Raw genomic sequence first — 22,363 nt, 5'->3', positions numbered from 1 at the left:
ATAATTCCCCCCTAAACAACATGATCTTGACTAAGAAAACAGCAACCAACTTTACAAAATGTAGCGACTAGGTGATCTCGTAAATTAGTTATCTATTACCATACTATCTACCTAAAAAAAGCTTTCTATTTTTATGAAAGGCTTTTTATATGAAGATGATATATGTTATAAACTAATATAAAGTAGAAGGAAAATGAAATGGGTTTCAATAATATTTAAACAATACCTTCACATTATATTAGTCTTATTTTATTATGTATGGTTTTGTGCAGAGAGATGAAACGGGTTTCATTTATTCGAAACAAATGTACAGTTTTTGTTCAAAACACCTAAGTAATTCTTTTAATTTCTTAGGATTTATTTATTGAAAGCGGTTACCTTAACTTCATTATATTCGGACGCCCATTAAAAGTAAATACAATTATTCTAAAAATTAATATTATTCTAAAAATTATTCAAATAACTTCTTTTAAGACCCTTTTTAGTATTCCACTTAGCTTATTTGAAATGGGTTTCAGGACTATATTTATTATTGTTATAGATGCATGTTCCCTTGGTTTAAAAATAAGAATCCAAGGGAACACAACGGAAGTTTATATCTAGTTACCGTAACTTCCATCATAATTGATAAAAGTGAAAAGGTTGATAAATAAGCTGCTACATATCTTTTATATTAATTCCCTTAAGCTTAAACGTATAAGAGTAACATTGATTTGCAAAAAGCGTGAATTCAGGATGTGTTTTTTGTCCCCAACTATCATCTCCACCTACACCCATTTGTTTATAATTCATACGTACTACAGTCTTAGTACTTGGTGGTAATTTATATCCGTGATCATGTTCCTCAAGCTCAAATGGAGTATATGGTAAGGCATTCACCTCAATTGTAGGGCTTCCGGATATTTTTAATCCTACTCCCTGTTGATTGGATAGTAATGCCCATCTTACGCCTGTTTTATTTCCGCATTCCTGAGGTTTTAAGTATGGAACATATTGATCTTTTACTTTTCCAGTATATAATCCAATTTTTGCACCCTTCTTTTTATCCCAATAATTTTCATAAGGGCCTTTTCCATACCAGGTGATGGTGTCGAACGAGCCATCCAATGTTGTCATCATTCCAATCTCAGGTATCTCAGGAAGTCCATTCCCTGGATTTAACTCATAGTTTATCAGTATTTCTCCATCACCCTTAATGGTGTAAACGATTTTGCAAGATGACATTGTTGTTGGCAAACTGTATTCAGTTGTAATTTCTGTAGTCGAACTATTTTTCTCATCAACTAAAAATGATGTAAGAACTTTATTCATCCCCGCTTCTCTCCATACAGAGCTACGTTCATGCAATTTATTCCCACGGTCATTATCAGTCATCGCACGCCAAAAGTTTAAACCTAATTCTTTCTCAATAAGAGAGACGCCATTGAAACTATATGATTCTAAGCTTCCATTATTTTTATTAAAAACAACATTAAAACTAGCACCATTTATTGTTACATAATTTTCTTCTTGAAGTACTTTTATTTTAAGTGTGTTGACAGGAATAATATTTTCTGATGTTGCTTTCACTGTAGGAATCACAAATTGTTCAAAAGCAACTTCATGACCCTTCTGAGCCCAAATTAAACTCTTTTTTAAATGTAGGCTAACAGTTAAAATGTATTCGTCTGACTGTTTACTGACCTCTGGAAGAGAGTAATCTAGTTTAATAGTTTTTATGGAACATGGTTCTACCTCTATTTCTAAGATTCCCTTTTGGATGAACACACCATTTTTTGCTAGCTGCCAAACTAGTTCGAACTCTTGAAGATCTGTAAACAGAAAGTTATTTACCACATCAACATGGCCTTCTTCTATATTAATCGCTGTAAAACGAACATTCTGATAGCACTTTTTCACCTCGATAATCTTTGGCGAAATTGTACCATCAGCAAAAATTAGACCATTACCTGAAAAATTCCCATCATGAGGTGTTTCCCCAAAGTCACCACCATAGGCTAAGTAAGGCACACCATCCTCCGTCTTTGTTTCTAAAGCTTGATCCTTCCAGTCCCAAATGAATCCACCTTGAATAATAGGATATTTTTCAAATAAGTCTGTATATTTGTAAAGATTTCCACAAGAATTTCCCATTGCATGGCTATATTCGCATAGAATGTATGGTTTTGGATTTTCTGCATTTTCAGCATATTTCTTTACACCTTCAGGATTTATATACATGGTGCTTTCAATATCTGAAGCTGCTTCTGATTTACGGTAATGAAAAATCCCTTCATAATGAACAATTCTAGTAGGATCATTCTTCTTAAGAAAATCATGCATTTTAATAAAATTATCTCCACCAAACGATTCATTTCCAAGCGACCAAATAATAATCGAAGGATGGTTTTTATCACGTTGAAACATTGAATTACATCTATCAAGTACGTTTTCCTGCCATTCAACCTTGCTTCCTGGCACCGTATCTCCTTCATCCTTTTGCCCATACTTCCATGACCCATGTGTTTCAAGATTTGTTTCATCAATGACATACAAACCATATTGATCACATAATTCGTACCACAACGGATTATTCGGATAATGGGATGTACGGACTGCATTAATATTATGTTGCTTCATTAGTTTAATATCATGAATCATATCATCATAGCCAATTGCTCTTCCTTTATCCGATGCAAATTCATGCCGATTTACACCCTTGAAGACAATTCGACTACCGTTAATTTTCATGAGACCGTCTTTAATTTCAAATGTTCGGAATCCTACCTTACAGCTTTCTGTTTCAATAATGTTTCCGCTTTCATTTTTCAAAATTAAAACAAGAGTATATAGGTATGGACTCTCTGCACTCCATTTAAAAGGAGCTTTTACATCCGTTGACGCATTGATCGAAATAAAGGATTGATTATTCATGTCAACCTTTAATTGAAGTGAGTCCTCTAAAACTGGGTTATTTTCTTGATCATAGAGAATCGCTTCAACAGCATAACCTTTAACTACCCGCTCAAACGTATTTTTAATTTTTGCTTCGATATTCAATTTTGCATCCTTATATTCATGATCCAATTCCGAGATTACAAAGAAATCATTTATATGGACATCTGGAGTAGAATATAAATAGACATCTCGAAAGATTCCACTCATCCTCCAAAAATCCTGGTCCTCCAACCAGCTCGCATCACACCAACGATATACCTCTACTGCTACCTTATTTTCTCCGTCAATTAAGTAAGGTGTTAAATCAAATTCTGCTGGTGTAAAGGTATCCTCACTATATCCAACAAATTCTCCATTCACCCACACATAAAAAGCTGACTCTACTCCTTGAAAACTAATATAAACCGGTTGGTCCTTCCAATCCTCTGAGATTGTAAAATTCCGAATATACTGTCCAACCGGATTATACTTTATTGGAGCAAAAGGTGGCTTTATATCTTCTTTTCCTTCCCAAGGATATCTAAGATTCGTATATTGAGGATAATCATAACCTTGTAACTGCCAGTGTGAAGGAACTTTAATCTCATTCCACTCACTAGCATCATAATCCTCATTAAAAAAAGCTTGATTTCTTATTTCAGGATTCTCATAAAATGCAAATTTCCAGTTTCCATTTAATGACTGATAATATTCAGATGAAGTTCGATCCCCTTTTAACGCTTCCTCAACTGTCTTATACGGCATTAAAGTCGCATGAGCATCTAATCTGTTCAACTGAAAAATCTCAGGGTTGTTATTCCATTCCGGATATCCATTTTCAGGTGGAGTATACCTATATTTATTCAACTGTTTGAGCATAAGAATACCTCTCTTCTATGAATTTATATTTCTCTTTCTCATTCAACTCATACATTTTGAAACCCGTTTCATTATTGCCGAGAATAAAAGAACATAAATCTAGTGTAGTAAGTTTGAATACTATACATTTATATTCCTTTAAATACGAAACCCATTACTTTTTTATCGTAACTTGAATTTTGAAAAGAAGCAATATTAATTTATTATTCTGAAAATATTCTACAAGAATCCCTTAATACTAGTGATGTTGGAATAACCGTTTCTCTCTCTGCTTCTTTCTCATTAATTAAATTTACAAGTACATTGATAGCAGTTTGACCCAAATGATCATAATTCTGGCTTACAGTCGTAATTCCTGGAGGAAAATGCTGCGCCAAGTAAATATCATCAAACCCGACAACGGAAACATCATCTGGAACCGTTAACCCAAATTTGGTAAGAACCTTTATTACCCCGATCGCAACAAAATCATTGGCACAGATAACCGCTGTAGGCCTATCTTTTAGATTGAGCAATTGTCCAGCAACTTCTTCACCAGATTCAATACTAAACCCAGTACCCAAAACCCAATCTTCGTTAACACTTATCCCTTTGTTTTCCATCATTTTAACAAATGTATTCCTTTTTACATCAGTTGAACTTATTCCTTCTTTTCCACCAAGAAAACCAATCTTTTTATGATTTAAATTTAATAACAATTCAACAAGCTTTTCAATCCCTGACTCTTCATCAGTTCTAACAATATGGGCATCTACCCCGTTCATTTGGCCATTAACAAAAACAACTGGAATTCTTTCCATCACTGTCTTCATTTCTTCTGCATATTCCTGATCAGTGTCAGTATCATTAATTCTCCCACCAAGATAGATAATCCCATCCACCTGTTTTTCTACTAGGCTTTGCAAGTATTTAGATTCATTTTCTGAGTTGTTCCTCGTATTACACAAAAATGTTGTATACCCTAATTCCAATGCATGAGCCTCACTACTTTGAACCAATGTCGAGAAAAACGGATGATTTATGTCTGGTAAAATAAAGCCAATTGTTTTCGATTGCTTATGGAATAAGCTTCTTGCTAAACTATTTGGTCTAAAATTATATTTTTCAATCACATCAACTATTTTCCGCGTTGTCTGTGGGCGAACTTTTGCATTTCCGGTTAAGACTCTCGAAACCGTTGCTGGAGATACATTAGCTTCTTTAGCAATGTCATATATTGTTACATTCTCTTTTTTCATATCTTTCCCCCATGGCTAATGATTATATTGAATTCAAAAGGATTATTATAACTATTTCACCTAATTGAAATGCAATAATAACCATAAGTCAACACATTTGTTTTACTTCCTCTTGAGCTAACCAATATAAATATTGCATATTCTGTTTTTTGACCAGCTATTTCACATCAAGTGGATGAATTGAGGGGAAGCATCAACATTTTTCACAATCTTTGGAATTACAATATTATCAAGTAAAATGAGATCATTAAACAGGTAACTCTCAAGATTCCATCTATACTCCCTACCTTACAAAGACCGATTGACACTTCCCCCATAAACTTATATAAGGTTGTAAACGAAAAAACCCCGAAGAAAAAAAGATTTTCAACTGGATTCAGGGTGTTTATTTAGGGGTTTCAACTTTTAACATGAGTTGTGCAACGCATTCAGTGTGCGTTGTATTGGATATTTTTTAATCCTTAATTTATTTAATATTATTAAATTGTTTTAAGTGCGTAAATCAAACCTCTTTCTGGCTTATAGATTAATAGAGCACTATAAAAACTTAAGTATGTGGTCATTGGGTGGTCATGTGGTCAAATTGTTATTACCTCAAATAAATGTTTATACGTATATTGCGATTCAGATCTTTGATAAAGAATAACTTTGATTGGAGGAGGTTTAAGTTCAAACCTCCCCTCTATTTCAAGAATCGAGCGCTTCCTAGAACACTGAGAGTAACGAGTTGTTAGAGGCTCGAAAGCTGCCTACCAAACAAACCTACAGCTTGATTTGTTATAGAGTATGTCATTCTTTTTTTCCCGACTATCGGAGTCGCGTGATAACAAGGTGTGCTGAAACAGGTCTTGTTCCTCCAGAGAGAGGCGTGATGGTTAGTGCCGGGGAATTGCCAGCAGGATTTCGTACAGTGAGTATTGAATTGATGCTTGTCGTTTCCACAAGAGCCATTCCTACTATCTGAGAAGTACCCGTTGCTCGCCCGACCACTGTATGGGCTAGGTCATTCCCATTGAGAGTTAAAACCAGTTGGCCTGCTTCGCTGACACTCACCTGAAACAAGACCTGATAAGTTCCAATGGCAGACAAGAAAAATGAATCGGCAGTTTGGCGGAAAATACCACTACCAGCAATAGTAGGTCCATTCCTCGGAAAATCTACGTCTCCACCTGCTCCAACTGTTGCGGCATTATCAGGGGGCATCAATGCATAAAAATCTGCAAAGTCTAATACTCCTCCTGCTGGTCCTTGTATTCCTGCTGGTCCTTGTGGTCCTGTTGGTCCTGCTATTCCTTGTGGTCCAGTTGCTCCTGCAGGTCCTGCAGGCCCTTGGATTCCTTGTGGCCCTGTTGGCCCTGGAACTCCTTGCGGTCCTGTTGCTCCTGTTGCTCCTGTTGCTCCTGGTTCTCCTGGTTCTCCTTGCGGACCTGTTGGTCCTGGAACTCCTTGTGGTCCTGTTGCTCCTGTTGGTCCTTGTGGTCCTATTGGTCCTTGTGGACCCGGTGGTCCCCCTGATCCCCCTGCAGGTCCTGGAATTCCTTGTGGTCCTTGTGGTCCTGTTGGGCCTGTTGGGCCTGTTGGACCTGCTAGTCCTTGTGGTCCTATTTGGCCTATAGGTCCTTGTGGACCCGTAGCTCCCGTAGCTCCTGTTGTTCCTGGAGTTCCTTGTGCCCCTGTTGGCCCCTGTGGCCCTGTTGGTCCTGGAATTCCTGGTGACCCTGTTGGGCCTGTTGGTCCTGCTGGTCCTGCTGGTCCTACTGGTCCTCCTGCTGGCCCCGGTGGTCCTACTGGTCCCTGAGGACCCGTTAAGCCTTGAGGTCCTGTCGCACCTGTTGATCCCGGAGGTCCTTGTGGTCCTGTCGCACCTGTCTGTCCTGGAGGTCCCGGAGGTCCTTGTGGTCCTGGAGTTCCTGGTTTTGGACAACAACTAGAACAGGAACAATTATACTCTTTACACGATCTTTTTAGGGCTCTAGACTGATAATTAAAAGGCTGGTTATAGTTTGATGAACATCTACATAACTCATCGTTAAAACCACAATTCGTACAAAATTCCAATAAATATCCCTCCTAATTCAGAATCTACATTCATTCTATTAATATATTGGACATGTTGCCTGTGCTAATTATCTAGAACTATAGATATTTCTACACCTTTCTTATTAGCATCAATTATCAGATTATAAAAACCCCTCAGATTCTAGTTAGAGTGACCCAGTAAAATGAGACAAGGAAAAAACACCCCTTGAGTCGTATTAGTTATCTAAACGATTTTGGAGGTGTTTTTCTTTATGGGCACAAGAGTTCACTACCCCGAGGAAGTAAAGTGGCAAGCTGTAGAATTAAAGTTACAAGGAATGAGTAATAAAGCGATAATGAAACAGACCTTTATAATAACGAGATTGTAACCTACAAAGTGAGTGAGAGTCAGGATGTAGATCTGGTTAAAGATACACTTAGTGAAGCTGTAGAGAAAAGAAAACCAAAAGAAGGGATACTGATTCATACTGATCAAGGTTCTGTTTATACATCTTATGCTTTTCAAAATTTAGCTAAAGAAAAAGGCATCATCACAAGCATGTCCCGAAAAGGAAACTGCCATGATAATGCCGTCATAGAATCCTTTCACTCCTCGCTAAAGTCGGAAGGATTCAATACTCAAAGAAGAGCATCTATATCTAATTCTAAAGTAGTGCAAATAGTAAATCAATACATGTATTATTATAACCAAATACGTATTCAGGCAAAATTATACTACCTGTCTCAATTGAGTTTGGAGAACAGGCAGCTTAAGTGTTTTTTCTAAGTCTCATTTAGATGGGTCAGTCCATTTTCCTTCTTATTGGTTTTTGTTTTTTTAATCAATTAAGGTGGAAATAATAAATTGCAATCTTTCTTAAACTAAAGGTCAACCAGATTTCTGCTTGACCTTTTTTATCTGGTATATTATTTGTTCCAATACGCTTTTGCTTCTTCCTCAAGCACTTTTAACCTTTTATAATAATCAGGAAATTCGTTGAGATGAGCTAGTGCAATTTTCCCAGTAGTGATAGGTTCATCCGCAGTAACATTAGTCTGATTGTATTTTCTTCCATGTTCAAGTTCGGTATTTACTCCCATCCAAAACTCATTTAAATCAAATTTACTTTTGGTAAAATCAATACCTAAAAGTAAAGCTATTGCTGATGCTTCCTCTTTAGAAAAGCTAGTTTTAGAGGTGTTTGAATTTGTTGTATCAATATTTTTGGGTCTAAACATATTTGAATTTTTTATAATTGTATTTTTGTCATTACGATGACCATAAGCTTCTTCCGTAGCTACTGCATCTGATTTGGTAACATGAATAGTACCAAATGGATGGTTAGGAGGAGCATATATCGAGTAAAGTTTTAACGGAATATTTCCTGTATTGGTTAGATTATGCCATGTTCCAGCAGGTATCATTATTGCAAAATCATCATAGACATTTCTTTCAAAGTCAAAATTATCTTTACTCTTGCCCATGTGAACAATTCCCTGTCCTTGTTCAATACGTAAGAACTGATCAACGTCAGGATGCATTTCCAAACCGATATCTTCGCCAACATTGAGACTCATTAAAGTAACTTGCAAACGATTCCCTGTCCATAAAGCGGTACGATAGGTTTTGTTTCGCTTCGTAGCCTCATTGATATTAACTACAAATGGTTCTGGTCCATAATCTTTAAAACCATATTGGTTAGTACCATTAGGAATATTCCTGTAAACAGACTGTCTTTCATAGTTATGCATTGGTGCATTAACATAATAATGATATTGATTTTGATATGGATACATACTAGGGACATTGTACATTTTTTTCATTCCCTTCACAGATATACAAAAACATCATATGCCTATGCTTAGGGAATGTTCTTCTATTTATTTTAACTTATAATCTGAAGATCTATATAACACACTCAATTCTTAGCAATCAAGCTATCAATAGTCTGTGATACATCTTGTAAAATCGTTTTCCATTTTTCTCTTAAAGTTTTGCTTAATCCAATATGGAACCTGATCTCATAAGGTTCCACTCCTATGAGATACCCCTTTATTGATTCTTTCTGTTGATACAATGATTGAAACAAGTGAAAGTTATGCGCTGAGATGTCTAAAGTTTGATATTCATGTAAATTGGCAAGTGGATAAACGGTAAGCTCCCCTGGTTCGTTTCCTGAAAATACAGCATCCACAATGATTACAAATGTAGCGTTCATTATTTGATCCATGCAGTAATCAATATCTGATTCTCCAATCAAAAAAGATACATGAGGTGTACGATTCAGCTTGGATAGTTGCTCAATTAGATCAATTCCAATTCCATCATCCATCATTAATATATTGCCAATACCTAAAACGATTATGTTTTCCATTAAAACACCTTTATCGTTTTTACTTGTTTTCCTGGACTATATACATGAGTCGCACATGACATACACGGATCAAAGGAACGAAGAATTCTGCCAATTTCTGCAGGTTTATCTGGATTCTGAATATGTGTACCGACCAAGGCTTCTTCAGCCGTACCTCTAAAACCATTATCATCCCTCGTTGAAAAATCCCATGTGGAAGGAGTGATGATTTGATAGAAGGAGATTTTCTTATCTTGAATCTTTAACCAATGGCCTAGTGCTCCTCTCGTTGTATCTACTAACCCCCTTCCAGATGCCAATTCTGGAAGTTCATATTTTTTTTGCACATCTACTCCTGGAATGATTTGCTGAAGTAATATTTTCATAATTTCTGAGATTTTCTTTGCTTCTAGTGCTCTGGCAATCGTTCGGTCCATAGCGGAGATTCCGTTGCTATACGATCCACTTAATATCAACCTGGCCAACGGCCCGACCTCAAAAGGGAGACCCTTATATCTTGGTGCCTTCACCCAGGAATAGGCTTTTTCTTTGTCCATATCCGGCTCTGTCACTGCCTCATTTGGTTGATTGCTGTTATTTATTGAGTTGAAATAGGAGTAATCTATTTTTTCTTGAATTTTACTTTCATCAAATGCTTCAACAGATTCCATTGTGGATACAAGCGAATCCACATATAGTGTGCCTAACTCCTTATAATGGTTAAAAGCCCCGTAGGTTAAAAGGTTGCCATACCCTCCGCCCATGCGAAAATAGTCTGCATAGAAGCGCGCAATGTCATATACATCCGGGATCATTTTTTCATCAATAAATTTGGATATTTTATCCAAAATAGAATCGATATGAACGACTTTCTCTGCTGTTGCCTGTGTGGTTATCCCTCCAATAAAAACCCCATGATTATGGGGAGCTTTCCCGCCTAAAACAGCTAACATCTCGTGAGCTAAACGACTGAACTTGAGGGAATCAAAATAATGCTGTGTGATCCGGTCATTAATGTTTTTGGGTAATCGAAAGTCGTCATGGTCGGACTGGAAAAGAGAGTTTTGTTCAATCTTTACAAAGTCAGGAACAGTATATTGATAAAAATGGCGGATATGATTTTGTAAAAACTCACAACAATGGATGATATCTCGTAAATATTTTCCTTGTTCCATTGGTTCAATGTTTAAAGCATCTTCTAAAGCACGGGATGAAGCCATGGAGTGGGCTGCAGAGCAAATGCCGCATATTCGCTGAGTAAAATAAACGGCATCGAACGGACTTCTGCCTACTAACATTTGCTCAAAGCCGCGAAATAAATTTCCTTTTGTTTTGACATCAACGACTTGATTCTGATCGATCATCACATCAATTTCCATAAAACCGCTAATTCGTGTCAACGGATTAATCACGATTCTCTTACTCATTCTTCACCACCCTTGTCGTGTCATAGCTAATGAACGGCGCCATGGCATCTGGAAAACCAAACTGAGCACAGCCAATGCATGGCGTATTATCTCCTATCGGCCAATTCACATGACCATTCCATTGCCTTGTTGGACAATCTACTCTCGTCACGGGTCCTCGACATCCAAGCTTGAATAGACATGTTTTTTCTCCTAACTTTTCAGCAAAAATCCCACGGTCAAAAAACGGCCTTCTTGGACAACGATCATGGATAAGCGTGCTATAGAACATTAAAGGCCGGTCTAGGTTATCTGTTTCCGGCTCCCCATATAATAAAAGATGCGCTAATGTCCCTAAAAACCAGTCTGGATGAACAGGACATCCGGGAAGTTTAATCATCTTTTTGTTTGGCAGGACCTGTTGCAGCCCAACAGATTGGGATGGATTGGGTTTTGCTGCTGATACCCCTCCATGTGTGGCACAAGCCCCCACTGCAAAAATATGTGAAGCCTTTTCTCCGAGCATCTGTGCTGCTTGAAGGCCTGTAAGAGGCTTTCCTTGCCAGTTGCCGATAATATTGTATAAACCATTATTTTTTAACGCCACAGCTCCTTCAACTGCTAAAATATACTCTTCGTCCATCGCCTTTATTAGTTTCTCGATGGCCCGCTCTCCTTCAGCAGCCATTAAACTATTGCAAAACTTAAGATCAACCATCGAATTTAACGTGTACTCAAAGTCGGGATTCTGCCCGTTTAACAAGGAAATGATATTACCGGAACAACCATTTAATTCTAAATAAATCAGGTTTTTTTTCTTAATAGTCCCCTTTTTAAGGCTCTTTAGTGCCGTACTTGTTAACCTTTCCGCAATGGCTTCATTTGTTAAAGATTCTGGCGGCAAAATTTGTCCTTCCATTAAACCAACCTCCCTACAACGGGTAGTGCAGCTAAGATTGATTGTTGCCCAGCATGACAAGAAGCAAATTCCTGCGTATAATCTTTGCCTGCAATTAAGCCAAAGTGGGTAGCAGCAGCCCAGGCCCGGTTGTTAGTCACATCATAGACAATGCCATTGACCGCAACATAAGCAGGCCTCCCATTTTTCCCAGTAAATGTGGCCAATTCTCCAATAGTAAACGTACGTTGATTAGACTGTGATATAGGTGGAGTGGGTAAAGGAGTAATGGGAGGAATTTGTGACTGATATAATGCCCCTGAAAGACCTGGAATAGATGGTTGAGAAGATAAATTATGAGAACTAGTCTTAGCTTGATTTGCCAGCCAATCACTCAGAAAATGGATAGTAGATAGTGCATCCCATAACCGTTGAAGAATTTGCGGCTTCATGGAAGTGTCACTCAATGTAGATAACGTATAGATATCATGACGGGCTTGTGTAACAAGATAATTTATTTGCATTCTAATCATTTCGATGTTATTCATGATGTTCTCCCCTTTAGGCGGTTTCCTCCTATCCTATGCTTACATATCAAAATGATTTAACAAATTCTAGGCAAAAGCTGGCCAGACAGGCGATTAAGTCTTCTTGTTGTGCCAACAGCTGTTTTTAAAAGTAATTTCCCTGATTGAATATGACAGGAAGTAATTTGACCAATCACACTTGCATCCTTTCCCATCTCATGATTCTTCAAGATATCAAGCGCCTTTTGTTTATCATTTGAATCCACGATGATCACTACTTTCCCTTCATTTGCTAGATAAAGAGGATCATAACCCAAAATATCACAGGCACCTTGAACATCCTTACGTACTGGAACTGAAGCTTCATCTACTTCAACTGTAATACGAAAGTCTTCACATAGTTCTACTAGTGCTGTGGCTAAGCCACCCCTTGTCGGATCCCGCATGATCCGAATCCCTTTGATTTCCTCCAAGAGTTCATGTATCAGGTGGTTTAATGATGCACAATCACTCTTAACATCTGTTAGCAACCCAAGCTCGTTACGTGCACTCAAAATTGCGACCCCATGATCCCCGATTGTTCCACTAATGATTACGGAATCTCCTTCTCGAATCGCTTCAGGTTTCAATCGATGTTGTTTTTGCATTACACCGATCCCTGTCGTATTAATAAATAGGCCATCCACACTCCCCTTTTCGACTACTTTTGTATCACCGGCGATGATGTTTACCCCGGCTCTTTCTGCTTCCCATGCCATCGTGTTGACAATCTCTTTTAGACTTTTTATTGGAAACCCTTCTTCGATAATAAATCCGGAAGTTATCACGTGAGGAATAGCACCACTTACAGCTAAATCGTTCACTGTTCCTGTGATCGCCAGTTTCCCTATATTTCCACCTGGAAAGAAAATAGGTTTTACCACGTAACTATCTGTTGTTACAGCGATTGTTTGTGAAGGAATGGCAAGAATGGCAGAATCAAACTGTGTTTGCTCTGAATGTCCAAATGATTGAATAAAGATGTCTTGAATGAGTTGGTGTGTTAATTCTCCACCTTCTCCATGAGCAAGACTAATTCGCTGCACCAAGGTTACACCTCCCTCATGAAATGATAATGTGCCGCACAGGTTCCTTCTGTTGATACCATACAAGGACCAATAGGGTGGGTGGGAGTACAACCTTTATTAAACAGCACACACTCTTCTGGTGTAATTAATCCTCGAACGATTTCACCACAGCGGCATTTTGTTACTCTCGGTTCCCCTATCGAAATTTTAAACTTCTTTTTCGCATCGTATAGCGCGTATTGTTCTTTAAGCACTAATCCACTTTTTGGGATGGTACCTATCCCCCTCCATGCCTCGTCATGAGTTTCTAAATATTCTTCTATTAAGTTTTGAGCAACTACGTTTCCTTCATCACTTACAACATATGTATAATCATTAAGGATCTTAACCCTTTTTTCCAGCAGAAGATGTAGCAGCTTATAAATCCCACTGAGCAATTGAACGGGTTCAAAACCAGTAATGACCCCCGAAATATCAAATTCTTCCGCTAAATAACGGTAGCTCTGTTTTCCTATAACAATGGAAACCTGACCAGGTAAAAGAAATCCATCAAGTTTTACATCTCCTGAACTAAGAAGGACTCTTAAAACAGGTTCCACCAATTTTGTTGTCATCCATATCGAATAATTCTTTAACTCCTTTCTTGTTGCCTCTCTAACAGCAAGAGCGAGAATTGGAATCGTTGTTTCAAATCCAATTCCTAAAAAAATGACTTCCTTATCTGGATTTTCTTCTGCTATTTTCACACTATCTAACGGAGAGTAAACGACTCTGATATCCTTTCCATCTGTTTTCGCTTTCATTAGGGTAAATTTAGAACCAGGAACACGCATCATATCGCCAAATGTACAAAGAATCGTGTTAGACTCTTCTGATAATTGAATCATCGCATCGATCGACTTTTGATCTGTGACACATACAGGACATCCCGGCCCAGCAATAAGGTGTACATAATCTTTCAATCTAGTTTTTATTCCTGTTTTGGCTAAGGCCATCGTATGTGAACCACATACCTCCATAAATACCGGGATTCTACCTTTTTCTTTTTTAAATTTCTTCGCTAAATCGATAACAGCCTCTACTGACTCACGAGTTAAGGTCGGTTCCGAAAAAAGTTCCATGTTTACCATCTAACACATTCCTCCATTCTTCTATACTTTCCTTGGCAAATTCCTCATCCACTATGGTCATGGCCTGCCCAGCATGGAGTAAAACATAATCATCTATCCTAACCTCTGGAACAAAAAAGATCCCTACATACATCCTCGAACCCATCACATCTACTAGAGCTCTTTGCTCTTCTATTTCAATGACTTTAGCGGGTACTCCTAAGCACAATTGAATTCACCACCTTCATTTTCTTTTGTCATCTTACAACTGATGAGCAGCAATGATGATTTGTCCTAATGATAAGCCTCCATCGTGGCATGGGACATGTTTATGTGTATAGACGTTAAATCCTTCTTTCTCAAGACCTTTTTGAATCTCTCTGGCAAGAAAAACATTTTGGAAGGATCCTCCTGACAGTACGACCGTTCTATTTAGATCAGGTCTGTTTTTCACAACTTTTAAAACCATTTGTACACAGCAAGACACCAATGTGTTATGAAATTTCTGTATGATTGTAGTAATGGATTGTTGTTGAAATTTGTCTTGAATGATTTGATAAATCATAGGAGATAAGTCAAGTTGAATTTGGTTTGGAGTGTGTGTTATTAAATGATATGAATACATCTCCCCTGTACTTTCAAGTTCGGTTCTATTCATATAATCAGATAATTTGATCGCTGCCTCTCCTTCATACGTTGAAATCGAACAAATACCGAGAATGGCACTAATGGCATCAAATAAGCGGCCACATGTTCCAGCCATAGGCGTATTCATCTGATGGACTATCATTTGTTCCATAATGTTTATTTCTTTTAATCTCTCAGGAAAAAGTTTCATACATAATTCTTTTCCCTCTTGCGGCCAGTAATAAAGCAGCATCCCAACTGCATTTCTCCACGGTTCTTTCACGGCTTTTTCTCCACCTGGAAGAGGAGTGGATTTCAAGTGAGCCAGTCGTTCAAAAGATTTTGCATCTCCATATAGAAATTCAAATCCCCAAATATTTCCGTCTTCTCCGTATCCTGTACCATCTAATATAATCCCTAAACAAGGTTTGTTAAGACCGTTATCTTCCATACAAGATACATGGTGTGCATGGTGGTGTTGAATGGATATGATTTTACGGTTAAGTTTTGTTGCAATAGAAGTGGATGCGTATAATGGGTGCTTGTCGATAGCCATATATTTTTCTTTAACCCCTAGAAATTCTTTATAATGATGGAGTTGTTCTTCAAAAGAGTCAATCATTTCTTCGTTTTCTAAATTACCTACATGAGGACTCATGACAATGTTATTCTGTTTTCCAACAGAAAATGTATTCTTTTGGTTTCCACCTAATGCAATAATATGATCTACATTGGATGTTGTTTTAAGCGGCTCTGGAACAAATCCTCTAGCACGCCGTACAAATATCGCATTTTCTGCATCACATTGAACAACGGAATCATCAATGGGAAAATCAATTTTACGGTTATGAGTTAAGATGTTATCACATATGTTTTGTAGGTGTTCTAAATGATCATCACTATATAACATGGGCAGACCAGAAGGATTAGCACTCGTCATCACGATACATTCTAATTTATGATTTTCAAATAAAAGATGATGTAAAGGCGTATAAGGCAGCATCACCCCAATAGTCGATAAACCGGGAGAAATATTTGGTGGTACTACTCCCTCTCTTTTTCTTTTTAAAATAACAATCGGCATTTCAGGGCTCGTTAGGAGGTTTTCTTCTTGGCTGGAAATAAAACAAAGATTTCTTGCCACCTCTATAGATTTAACCATGATCGCCAACGGTTTCTGTGGTCGTTTCTTTCTAAGTCTTAATTGGTCAACTACCTTCTCTTGATAAGCATCACAAGCTAAATGGAAGCCACCTATTCCTTTAATGGCCACAATCTTTCCTTTTTTGATTAGATCAACCGTTTGCGTAATGGCTGATTGATTTTCAGCCAATGTTTTCCCACCTTGGTTATAAAGCGTAAGTGTTGGTCCACAATCTGAACAACAAATAGGCTGAGCATGGTGCCGCCGATTCCATGGATCTTCATACTCCACTTCACAATCAAGGCACATAGGAAATTCCTTCATTGTCGTATTTGAACGATCATATGGAAGACGACTGATAATCGTATAGCGCGGTCCGCATTGAGTGCAATTAATAAATGGATAGTGAAAACGTCGATTATATGGGTCGTTCATTTCCTCCAAACATTTTTCACAAATCGCCGCATCCGCAGGTATCCAGGGAATAGACCTTCCGTTTTTCACGCTGGGAATAATCGTAAATTCTTTATAATGAGCGAGTGGAATTTGATGAATGTTGATCTCATTAATTTTTGCCAATTTAGGCGGAGACTTTTTGATTTCGTCCACCATTTTCTTTACCAGCCTTTCTTCTCCTTCTGCAATGATGACGACCCTATCGAAATTATTTTGGACTGATCCATTGAGATGATATTTTTTTGAAAGATTGTAGATAAATGGGCGAAAACCAACTCCCTGCACCTTTCCTTTCACGATTACTTTTATCGCTTTGTACATTGACGATAAGCATCCTTTATCCAATTGATCCATTCTTCCATCCCTTCACCCGTTTTGGCGGATAATGCTTTCAATTGCGCTTGTGGATTAATTTCTTGTAAATTTCTTATCGCTTCTTCTAAATTGAAAGATACATAAGGTAGGAGGTCGATTTTATTAATGATGGTTACATCTGTACGTCTAAACATGACAGGATATTTCGGGATTTTATCATTTCCTTCAGGAACACTTAAAACCACCACTTTATAATCTTGTCCTAAATCGTAACCAGATGGGCAAACTAAATTCCCAATATTCTCGATAAAAAGAATATCGACCGATTCTAGGTCAAATTCTGGTAATGTTTTTGCAATCATCCTTGCATCAAGGTGACAGCCTCCTACCGTATTGATTTGAACCGTTTTGATTCCTAGAAGACGTAATCTTTCTGCATCCCTATCCGTTGCTAAATCACCTTCAATCACAGCCATATGAAACTCATCCCTTAACACTTTCATTGTTTCTTCAAGTAAAGTCGTTTTACCCGCTCCTGGAGAGCTCATTAAGTTAATGACAAGAGTATGGGTTTTTTTAAAGGTTTCTCTATTGAATGCAGCAGCCAAGTTTTGATCTTTTAACACATCTTCTTGCAGCTTAATTTTCACTATTCATCACTTCCTTCGTATGATTCAACCCTAAAGGTTTCACCGGAAACGAGTATACAATTTGCTAGTCCACACTTGGGACATAGTGCTATTCTATAGTCGGGGGTAAACTCTAACAGACACCTTTGACATTTTGCTTTCGCCACTTCACGTATAAAATGTAATTTCGTATTTTCATCTAGAATGCCTAATCCTTGTTTCCGAAAATGCAAAAATGCTAACTCTAGAGCATCAGGCAGTACATTTGATAAATCACCAACAATCACATCTATTTTATCCACTTTGTTAAAACCATGTAGTCTAGCATCTTCTGAAACTATGTTAATAATTTCCGACATAAGCGACATCTCATGCATCCTTAACACCCTTCTATTATTATCTCTCCTAAATGTTTATGCTTAGCTTTATTAAAAAGACCACTTTATTTCATACCGAGTTTTTGGTAAAAGAAGGCTTGGGGTACGTTAAAAGAGGAATGACTTAGGAGGCTGATATGAAAATGTATCCGATTTTATTAATAGCCATTATCTTATTAGTAAGTACAAATCAATTTGGCAAAGATGAATTCAATGAAAAAATTGCTAACTTGGAACACTCCTTAAATAAAGAGGATTGGGTTCTTGCAAAAAAACAAATGGATGATTTGAGTAGTTATTATGATAAAAATCTTTGGAAAGTACAATTAGTAGGTGGGGAAGCTGAATATAAGGATCTTTATGAGACTATTAGCAGATTAAGGATACTAATTGAGGAAGAAGATCGTACAGATTCAAGGATGGAATTGGAAACTGTAAAAACGCTAATTGAACATATTTATTCATTTTAAGAAATATGCTAAGACTTACTGAGTCTCAGGCTTAGAAAAGTCTTTTTTTATTAGGGAACAAGCAGGTGATTACTCTAAAGGTCAGGCTATTTGTCTCCGTAGTTCATGACAATTAATTAAGAGCCTCCCAACTCAGGGAAGGCTCTCTACTCACTATTACATCTTTAATTATCTTTTCTTACAAGTAGTGAACAGCACTCCACATGTGTCGTATGCGGAAACATATCCACCGGCTGCACCTCAATCGTCTCATACCCACCTTGCTCAAGTACATTCAGATCCCTCGCAAGTGTCCCAGGATTACAGGAAACATACACTACCCGATGAGGCTTCATGTCCAGTATTGTCTTAAGTAAGGTTTCATCACAGCCTTTTCGTGGCGGATCCACTACAATTACATCTGCTTTATTCCCTTGCTTATTCCACTCAGGAATAACAGCCTCAGCTTCTCCAACTGCAAACTCAGCATTTGTAATTCCATTTAGCTCTGCATTTCGCTTTGCATCTTCTATTGCTTCTGGGACAACCTCAACACCAAATACTTTTTTAGCTTTTTGGGCAAGGAATAGTGATATGGTTCCAATCCCACAGTATGCATCAATAACTGATTCTTCACCTGTAAGCCCTGCATATTCTAAAGCCTTATCGTAAAGCACTTTTGTTTGCTCAGGATTTACTTGATAAAAGGAACGAGCTGAAATGGCAAACTTCACATCACCAATTTTGTCATAGATATATTCTTCTCCCCAGAGTACCTTTGTTTCATCGCCGAAAATAACGTTCGTGCGTTTGTTGTTTATATTTTGTACAATAGATTTTACTTGAGGAAATAGTTCGGTAATTTGTGAAATGATTTCATGCTTATGCTGAAAGTCATTGGTTTTCGTTACGAATACGACCATCATTTCTTTTGTAACGAGGCCATAGCGCACCATTATGTGACGTAACCATCCTTTATGCTTTTCTTCGTTATAAGCGCGAATCCCGTACTGTTCACATATTTTCTTTACAGCCTGAACTACATTATCATTTTCAGCTTGTTGAATTAGGCATCGTTCCATGTCAATAATATCGTGGCTTCGTTTTTGATAAAAGCCTGCTACAAGTCCACCTTCCCGCTCTCCTATAGGGACTTGTGCCTTATTTCGATAATTCCATGGATCATTCATTCCGAGTGTTGGATGAACCTTTACGTTGTTAAGATCTAGCTTCCCAATTCGTACAAGCACTTGTTCTACTTGCTTTTTCTTAAAGTTAAGTTGACCTTCATAACTAAAATGCTGAAGCTGACACCCTCCACATTGAGAGTAGATTGGGCAAGGTGCTTCAATACGATTTTTGCTTGTTTCATATAGTTCAATTAAACGACCAAAAGCAAATCCCTTTTTCACCTTAATCACTTTAATTTTCCCACGTTCATCTGGGAGTGCATTTTCTACAAAAATAGGGAATCCCTCTACTTTGGCAACACCTGCACCTTCGTGAGTTAAGTCTTCAAAGGTTACTTCGTAATATTCATTTTTCATAACGGGTGCTTGTAATTTTGGCATTTTGTTCTTCCTTTTCATGCAAACTAATTTTCTTATTTAATCGTAGTATAATGCGCAATCAAGAAAAAAACCTGGCCTCATTCTGCCAAGTTTCTATTCCTCCATTTGTCTAGCTTTGTCAGATGACATCATCACATCAATATGCTGATAGAGGTTAACAAATTCTCCTGGAAGCAGGCCACCGTATTCACCATCTAAGTTCAACTGCATTTTATCATTATTTGTAACCTTTACCCGATTCGCTTTTGTATAAATAATGTGCTCATCATTTATATGTTCGCCTCTTAAAGCCAAACTAGCGACACGGATAAATTCTGCCAAGTTCGCTTTTTTCAAGATTAATAAATCAAACATTCCATCATTTAACTTGGAATCTGGAGCTAGCTTTTCAAAGCCGCCAACTGAATTCGTTAGTGACACTAGGAATAGCATAATTTCACCCTGAAAAAGCTTACCATCATATTCAATTTCCACTTCAGAAGGACGGATAGACGGTAGCATTTCCATTCCTTTTAAATAATAAGCAAGCTGCCCGACCATTGTTTTTAGCTTACTAGGCACTTCATATGTAAGCTCAGTTAAACGACCTCCACCTGCAATATTTATAAAATAATGATCGTTTACACGACCGATATCAATTTTTTGAGGCTCACCATTTAATATCACCTCAACTGCCTGAATAACATTGTTTAATGGAATCCCAATCGCTCTTGCAAAGTCATTAGTTGTTCCAACTGGAATGACTGCAAGTTGTGGCCTTTCTACAAGCTCAGCTATTCCATTAACTACCTCATTAATTGTCCCATCTCCACCTGCTGCTACGATCAAATCGAAGCCCCGCTCACCAGCAACCTTAGCAGCTTGAATTGCATCTCCTTCACAAGTTGTTGCATGGCATGACGTTTCATACCCAGCTTGTTCAAATTTTTGCAATACCTCTGGTAAATGCTTTTTAAAAAGCTCCCTACCTGAAGTTGGATTATAGATAATTCTTGCCTTTTTCATCCCCATCATCCTATTATCTAAAGAATGTATTTTGCATATTTACACTACCGAGATAGTATAAGAAAAGCGCAAGGCGCCCGCCTATCGGCGACAAGCATAAGGCGAGTAGGAATAGAAGGTGCACTATACCTTCAATTCCTACTTGACTTATGACCTCGAGCCGATGGCGCCTGGAGCTAGACACCAAAACTAAGTACAAAATTTTATACTTTCTTAACCGATAAAAAATATAAACTAATGCACTCACCATATAGACTCTGCAATAAGCCAAAATTTTATGGTGGTTAAGCAATAACTTTATTCAATATGTACAAGAATCGCAAATATTAGTTATATCAATAATGTGCCCAATTTAAGAGACAACAAAACTTCTTTTCCGTTAAATGCCCAACTATTATTATCACCATGTTTTTAAAGAAAAGTAAAGTTTTTAATTATCAATTTCACCAATTGTTCTTTTTATAATGTTTCTTATCCCCACAGAACGAAAGATTACTTTTTAATTGTTATGAATGGAGAAAAGCACAGAAGTAATCTGAAAACTTTGCTAAAATAGGAGAAAAGGTAATTTTGAGCGGAGGCTTATTATGAGTATGTTTAATCAGCAATATATTAGAGGTATAAAACTCAAAAAAGACGAGGTTCCTTCATTCAATATCTATCCTTTTACTTTACCTAGCATTAAGTCCTTAAATGAACTATCCCTTCACCCTAACGTAACCTTTATTATTGGTGAAAACGGTATGGGTAAATCTACATTATTAGAGGCTATCGCGATTTCAATTGGGTTTAATCCAGAGGGAGGATCTTTGAACTTCAATTTCACAACATATGATTCTCATTCAAACCTCGAAAATTACCTCAGTATAACGAAAGGGGTAACGAAGCCAAAAGATGGCTTTTTCCTTCGTGCGGAAAGCTTTTACAATGTTGCTTCAAATATTGAAGAATTAGACAATGACCCAGAATCGGACGGACCGCGTATTATTGACTCCTTCGGTGGAGTATCACTTCACGAGCAATCACATGGGGAAGCCTTCTTCGCAACTTTTACAAACCGTTTTCGGGGTAACGGTATCTATATTTTAGATGAACCAGAGGCAGCCCTTTCGCCATTAAGACAATTATCCATGTTAACAAGGATTAATGATTTGGTGAATGAAAACTCACAATTTATAATTGCTACACACTCGCCAATTATTATGTCCTATCCTAAAGCGAAAATTTTAGAACTAACAGAATCAGGTATCAATGAATCAAGGCTCGAGGATACAAATCATTATTCGATTATGAAGCAATTTTTTGATGATAGAGAGCGATTAATCCATCATTTACTAAAGGAATAATTATTAAAGGGTTCGTCTTCGACCAATGCTA

The 22,363-nt window shown here is 37.5% G+C and carries 18 protein-coding genes and 2 pseudogenes; 3 read left to right on the top strand and 17 right to left on the bottom strand.

What is annotated here, in order from left to right; translation table 11 throughout:
- Window positions 1-657 precede the first annotated feature (657 nt).
- The 3 genes from HUW50_RS11220 to HUW50_RS27070 form a co-directional block, all read right to left on the bottom strand.
- Window positions 658-3,795, bottom strand: a complete 3,138-nt coding sequence (locus tag HUW50_RS11220; RefSeq protein ID WP_185653910.1) for a beta-galactosidase, LacZ type — start codon at window positions 3,793-3,795, stop codon at window positions 658-660.
- Between the two features lie 203 nt (window positions 3,796-3,998).
- Window positions 3,999-5,033, bottom strand: coding sequence for a LacI family DNA-binding transcriptional regulator (locus HUW50_RS11215; protein WP_066327767.1), 1,035 nt, complete (start codon window positions 5,031-5,033; stop codon window positions 3,999-4,001).
- An 807-nt stretch (window positions 5,034-5,840) separates the two neighbouring features.
- Window positions 5,841-7,091: a collagen-like domain-containing protein gene (locus HUW50_RS27070; protein WP_185653909.1), complete on the bottom strand. Its 1,251-nt coding sequence runs from the start codon at window positions 7,089-7,091 to the stop codon at window positions 5,841-5,843.
- 334 nt (window positions 7,092-7,425) lie between these two features.
- Between HUW50_RS27070 and HUW50_RS27530 the strand changes: the two are divergent.
- Window positions 7,426-7,839, top strand: a pseudogene (locus HUW50_RS27530) (DDE-type integrase/transposase/recombinase); the annotation flags it as partial.
- Window positions 7,840-7,979: 140 nt separating this feature from the next.
- Here the strand turns inward: HUW50_RS27530 and HUW50_RS27065 are convergent.
- The 12 genes and pseudogenes from HUW50_RS27065 to HUW50_RS11150 form a co-directional block, all read right to left on the bottom strand.
- Entirely contained in the window at window positions 7,980-8,291 is a 312-nt protein-coding gene (locus HUW50_RS27065) for a DUF5661 family protein (RefSeq protein ID WP_232329044.1), read from the bottom strand.
- Window positions 8,292-8,306: 15 nt separating this feature from the next.
- Window positions 8,307-8,867, bottom strand: a pseudogene (locus HUW50_RS27060) (cupin domain-containing protein); the annotation flags it as partial.
- 104 nt (window positions 8,868-8,971) lie between these two features.
- Window positions 8,972-9,427, bottom strand: coding sequence for a hydrogenase maturation protease (locus HUW50_RS11195; protein ID WP_066333605.1), 456 nt, complete (start codon window positions 9,425-9,427; stop codon window positions 8,972-8,974).
- Window positions 9,427-10,833 carry a nickel-dependent hydrogenase large subunit gene (locus tag HUW50_RS11190; RefSeq protein WP_066333609.1) on the bottom strand — a complete coding sequence of 469 codons (1,407 nt, stop codon included), beginning with the start codon at window positions 10,831-10,833 and terminating at the stop codon, window positions 9,427-9,429. Before HUW50_RS11190 ends, HUW50_RS11195 begins: the two co-directional genes overlap by 1 nt.
- Window positions 10,826-11,716, bottom strand: coding sequence for a hydrogenase small subunit (locus HUW50_RS11185; protein WP_066333803.1), 891 nt, complete (start codon window positions 11,714-11,716; stop codon window positions 10,826-10,828). Before HUW50_RS11185 ends, HUW50_RS11190 begins: the two co-directional genes overlap by 8 nt.
- A 14-nt stretch (window positions 11,717-11,730) precedes the next feature.
- Window positions 11,731-12,258 (bottom strand): cytochrome b5 domain-containing protein, encoded by a 528-nt coding sequence (locus tag HUW50_RS11180; protein WP_066333619.1) that lies wholly within the window; start codon window positions 12,256-12,258, stop codon window positions 11,731-11,733.
- Between the two features lie 56 nt (window positions 12,259-12,314).
- On the bottom strand, window positions 12,315-13,322 hold the full coding sequence (gene hypE, locus HUW50_RS11175; protein ID WP_066333805.1) for a hydrogenase expression/formation protein HypE: 1,008 nt from the start codon (window positions 13,320-13,322) through the stop codon (window positions 12,315-12,317).
- A gap of 5 nt (window positions 13,323-13,327) precedes the next feature.
- On the bottom strand, window positions 13,328-14,434 hold the full coding sequence (gene hypD / locus HUW50_RS11170) for a hydrogenase formation protein HypD (protein ID WP_066333620.1): 1,107 nt from the start codon (window positions 14,432-14,434) through the stop codon (window positions 13,328-13,330).
- A complete protein-coding gene (locus HUW50_RS11165; RefSeq protein WP_066333622.1) occupies window positions 14,391-14,642 on the bottom strand; it encodes a HypC/HybG/HupF family hydrogenase formation chaperone in 252 nt (83 codons plus the stop codon). The genes hypD and HUW50_RS11165 overlap by 44 nt, the downstream gene beginning before the upstream one ends.
- Window positions 14,643-14,675: 33 nt before the next feature.
- Entirely contained in the window at window positions 14,676-16,961 is a 2,286-nt protein-coding gene (gene hypF / locus HUW50_RS11160; protein ID WP_066333624.1) for a carbamoyltransferase HypF, read from the bottom strand.
- The gene (gene hypB / locus HUW50_RS11155; RefSeq protein ID WP_185653907.1) at window positions 16,946-17,605 is read right to left on the bottom strand and encodes a hydrogenase nickel incorporation protein HypB; all 660 of its coding nucleotides are present in this window, start codon (window positions 17,603-17,605) and stop codon (window positions 16,946-16,948) included. Before hypB ends, hypF begins: the two co-directional genes overlap by 16 nt.
- Window positions 17,605-17,961 (bottom strand): hydrogenase maturation nickel metallochaperone HypA/HybF, encoded by a 357-nt coding sequence (locus HUW50_RS11150; RefSeq protein ID WP_066333634.1) that lies wholly within the window; start codon window positions 17,959-17,961, stop codon window positions 17,605-17,607. Before HUW50_RS11150 ends, hypB begins: the two co-directional genes overlap by 1 nt.
- A gap of 137 nt (window positions 17,962-18,098) precedes the next feature.
- On the opposite strand from HUW50_RS11150, the gene HUW50_RS11145 reads away from it, so the two are divergent.
- Window positions 18,099-18,431, top strand: coding sequence for a DUF4363 family protein (locus tag HUW50_RS11145; protein WP_066333637.1), 333 nt, complete (start codon window positions 18,099-18,101; stop codon window positions 18,429-18,431).
- A 164-nt stretch (window positions 18,432-18,595) separates the two neighbouring features.
- Here the strand turns inward: HUW50_RS11145 and rlmD are convergent, their stop codons facing one another.
- Together rlmD and HUW50_RS11135 are read right to left on the bottom strand one after the other, a co-directional pair.
- On the bottom strand, window positions 18,596-19,981 hold the full coding sequence (gene rlmD, locus HUW50_RS11140; protein ID WP_066333640.1) for a 23S rRNA (uracil(1939)-C(5))-methyltransferase RlmD: 1,386 nt from the start codon (window positions 19,979-19,981) through the stop codon (window positions 18,596-18,598).
- A gap of 93 nt (window positions 19,982-20,074) precedes the next feature.
- Window positions 20,075-20,986 (bottom strand): diacylglycerol kinase, encoded by a 912-nt coding sequence (locus HUW50_RS11135; protein WP_066333648.1) that lies wholly within the window; start codon window positions 20,984-20,986, stop codon window positions 20,075-20,077.
- A 587-nt stretch (window positions 20,987-21,573) separates the two neighbouring features.
- Here HUW50_RS11135 and HUW50_RS11130 point away from each other — a divergent pair.
- Window positions 21,574-22,332, top strand: coding sequence for an AAA family ATPase (locus HUW50_RS11130; protein WP_066333655.1), 759 nt, complete (start codon window positions 21,574-21,576; stop codon window positions 22,330-22,332).
- Window positions 22,333-22,363: the final 31 nt, after the last annotated feature.

This window comes from Metabacillus sp. KUDC1714 (assembly GCF_014217835.1).
Taxonomy (GTDB): domain Bacteria; phylum Bacillota; class Bacilli; order Bacillales; family Bacillaceae; genus Metabacillus; species Metabacillus rhizosphaerae.
This window is presented reverse-complemented; position numbering and strand designations above follow the sequence as displayed.

Coding starts and splice junctions, on each gene's coding strand:
- HUW50_RS11190 (WP_066333609.1), bottom strand. CDS start 10,833: ATGAGTAAGAGAATCGTGATTAATCCGTTGACACGAATTAGCGGTTTT.
- HUW50_RS11150 (WP_066333634.1), bottom strand. CDS start 17,961: ATGCATGAGATGTCGCTTATGTCGGAAATTATTAACATAGTTTCAGAA.
- HUW50_RS11145 (WP_066333637.1), top strand. CDS start 18,099: ATGAAAATGTATCCGATTTTATTAATAGCCATTATCTTATTAGTAAGT.
- HUW50_RS11180 (WP_066333619.1), bottom strand. CDS start 12,258: ATGAATAACATCGAAATGATTAGAATGCAAATAAATTATCTTGTTACA.
- rlmD (WP_066333640.1), bottom strand. CDS start 19,981: ATGCCAAAATTACAAGCACCCGTTATGAAAAATGAATATTACGAAGTA.
- HUW50_RS11220 (WP_185653910.1), bottom strand. CDS start 3,795: ATGCTCAAACAGTTGAATAAATATAGGTATACTCCACCTGAAAATGGA.
- HUW50_RS11135 (WP_066333648.1), bottom strand. CDS start 20,986: ATGAAAAAGGCAAGAATTATCTATAATCCAACTTCAGGTAGGGAGCTT.
- HUW50_RS11195 (WP_066333605.1), bottom strand. CDS start 9,427: ATGGAAAACATAATCGTTTTAGGTATTGGCAATATATTAATGATGGAT.
- HUW50_RS11215 (WP_066327767.1), bottom strand. CDS start 5,033: ATGAAAAAAGAGAATGTAACAATATATGACATTGCTAAAGAAGCTAAT.
- HUW50_RS11130 (WP_066333655.1), top strand. CDS start 21,574: ATGAGTATGTTTAATCAGCAATATATTAGAGGTATAAAACTCAAAAAA.
- hypF (WP_066333624.1), bottom strand. CDS start 16,961: ATGTACAAAGCGATAAAAGTAATCGTGAAAGGAAAGGTGCAGGGAGTT.
- HUW50_RS27065 (WP_232329044.1), bottom strand. CDS start 8,291: ATGTTTAGACCCAAAAATATTGATACAACAAATTCAAACACCTCTAAA.
- hypD (WP_066333620.1), bottom strand. CDS start 14,434: ATGGTAAACATGGAACTTTTTTCGGAACCGACCTTAACTCGTGAGTCA.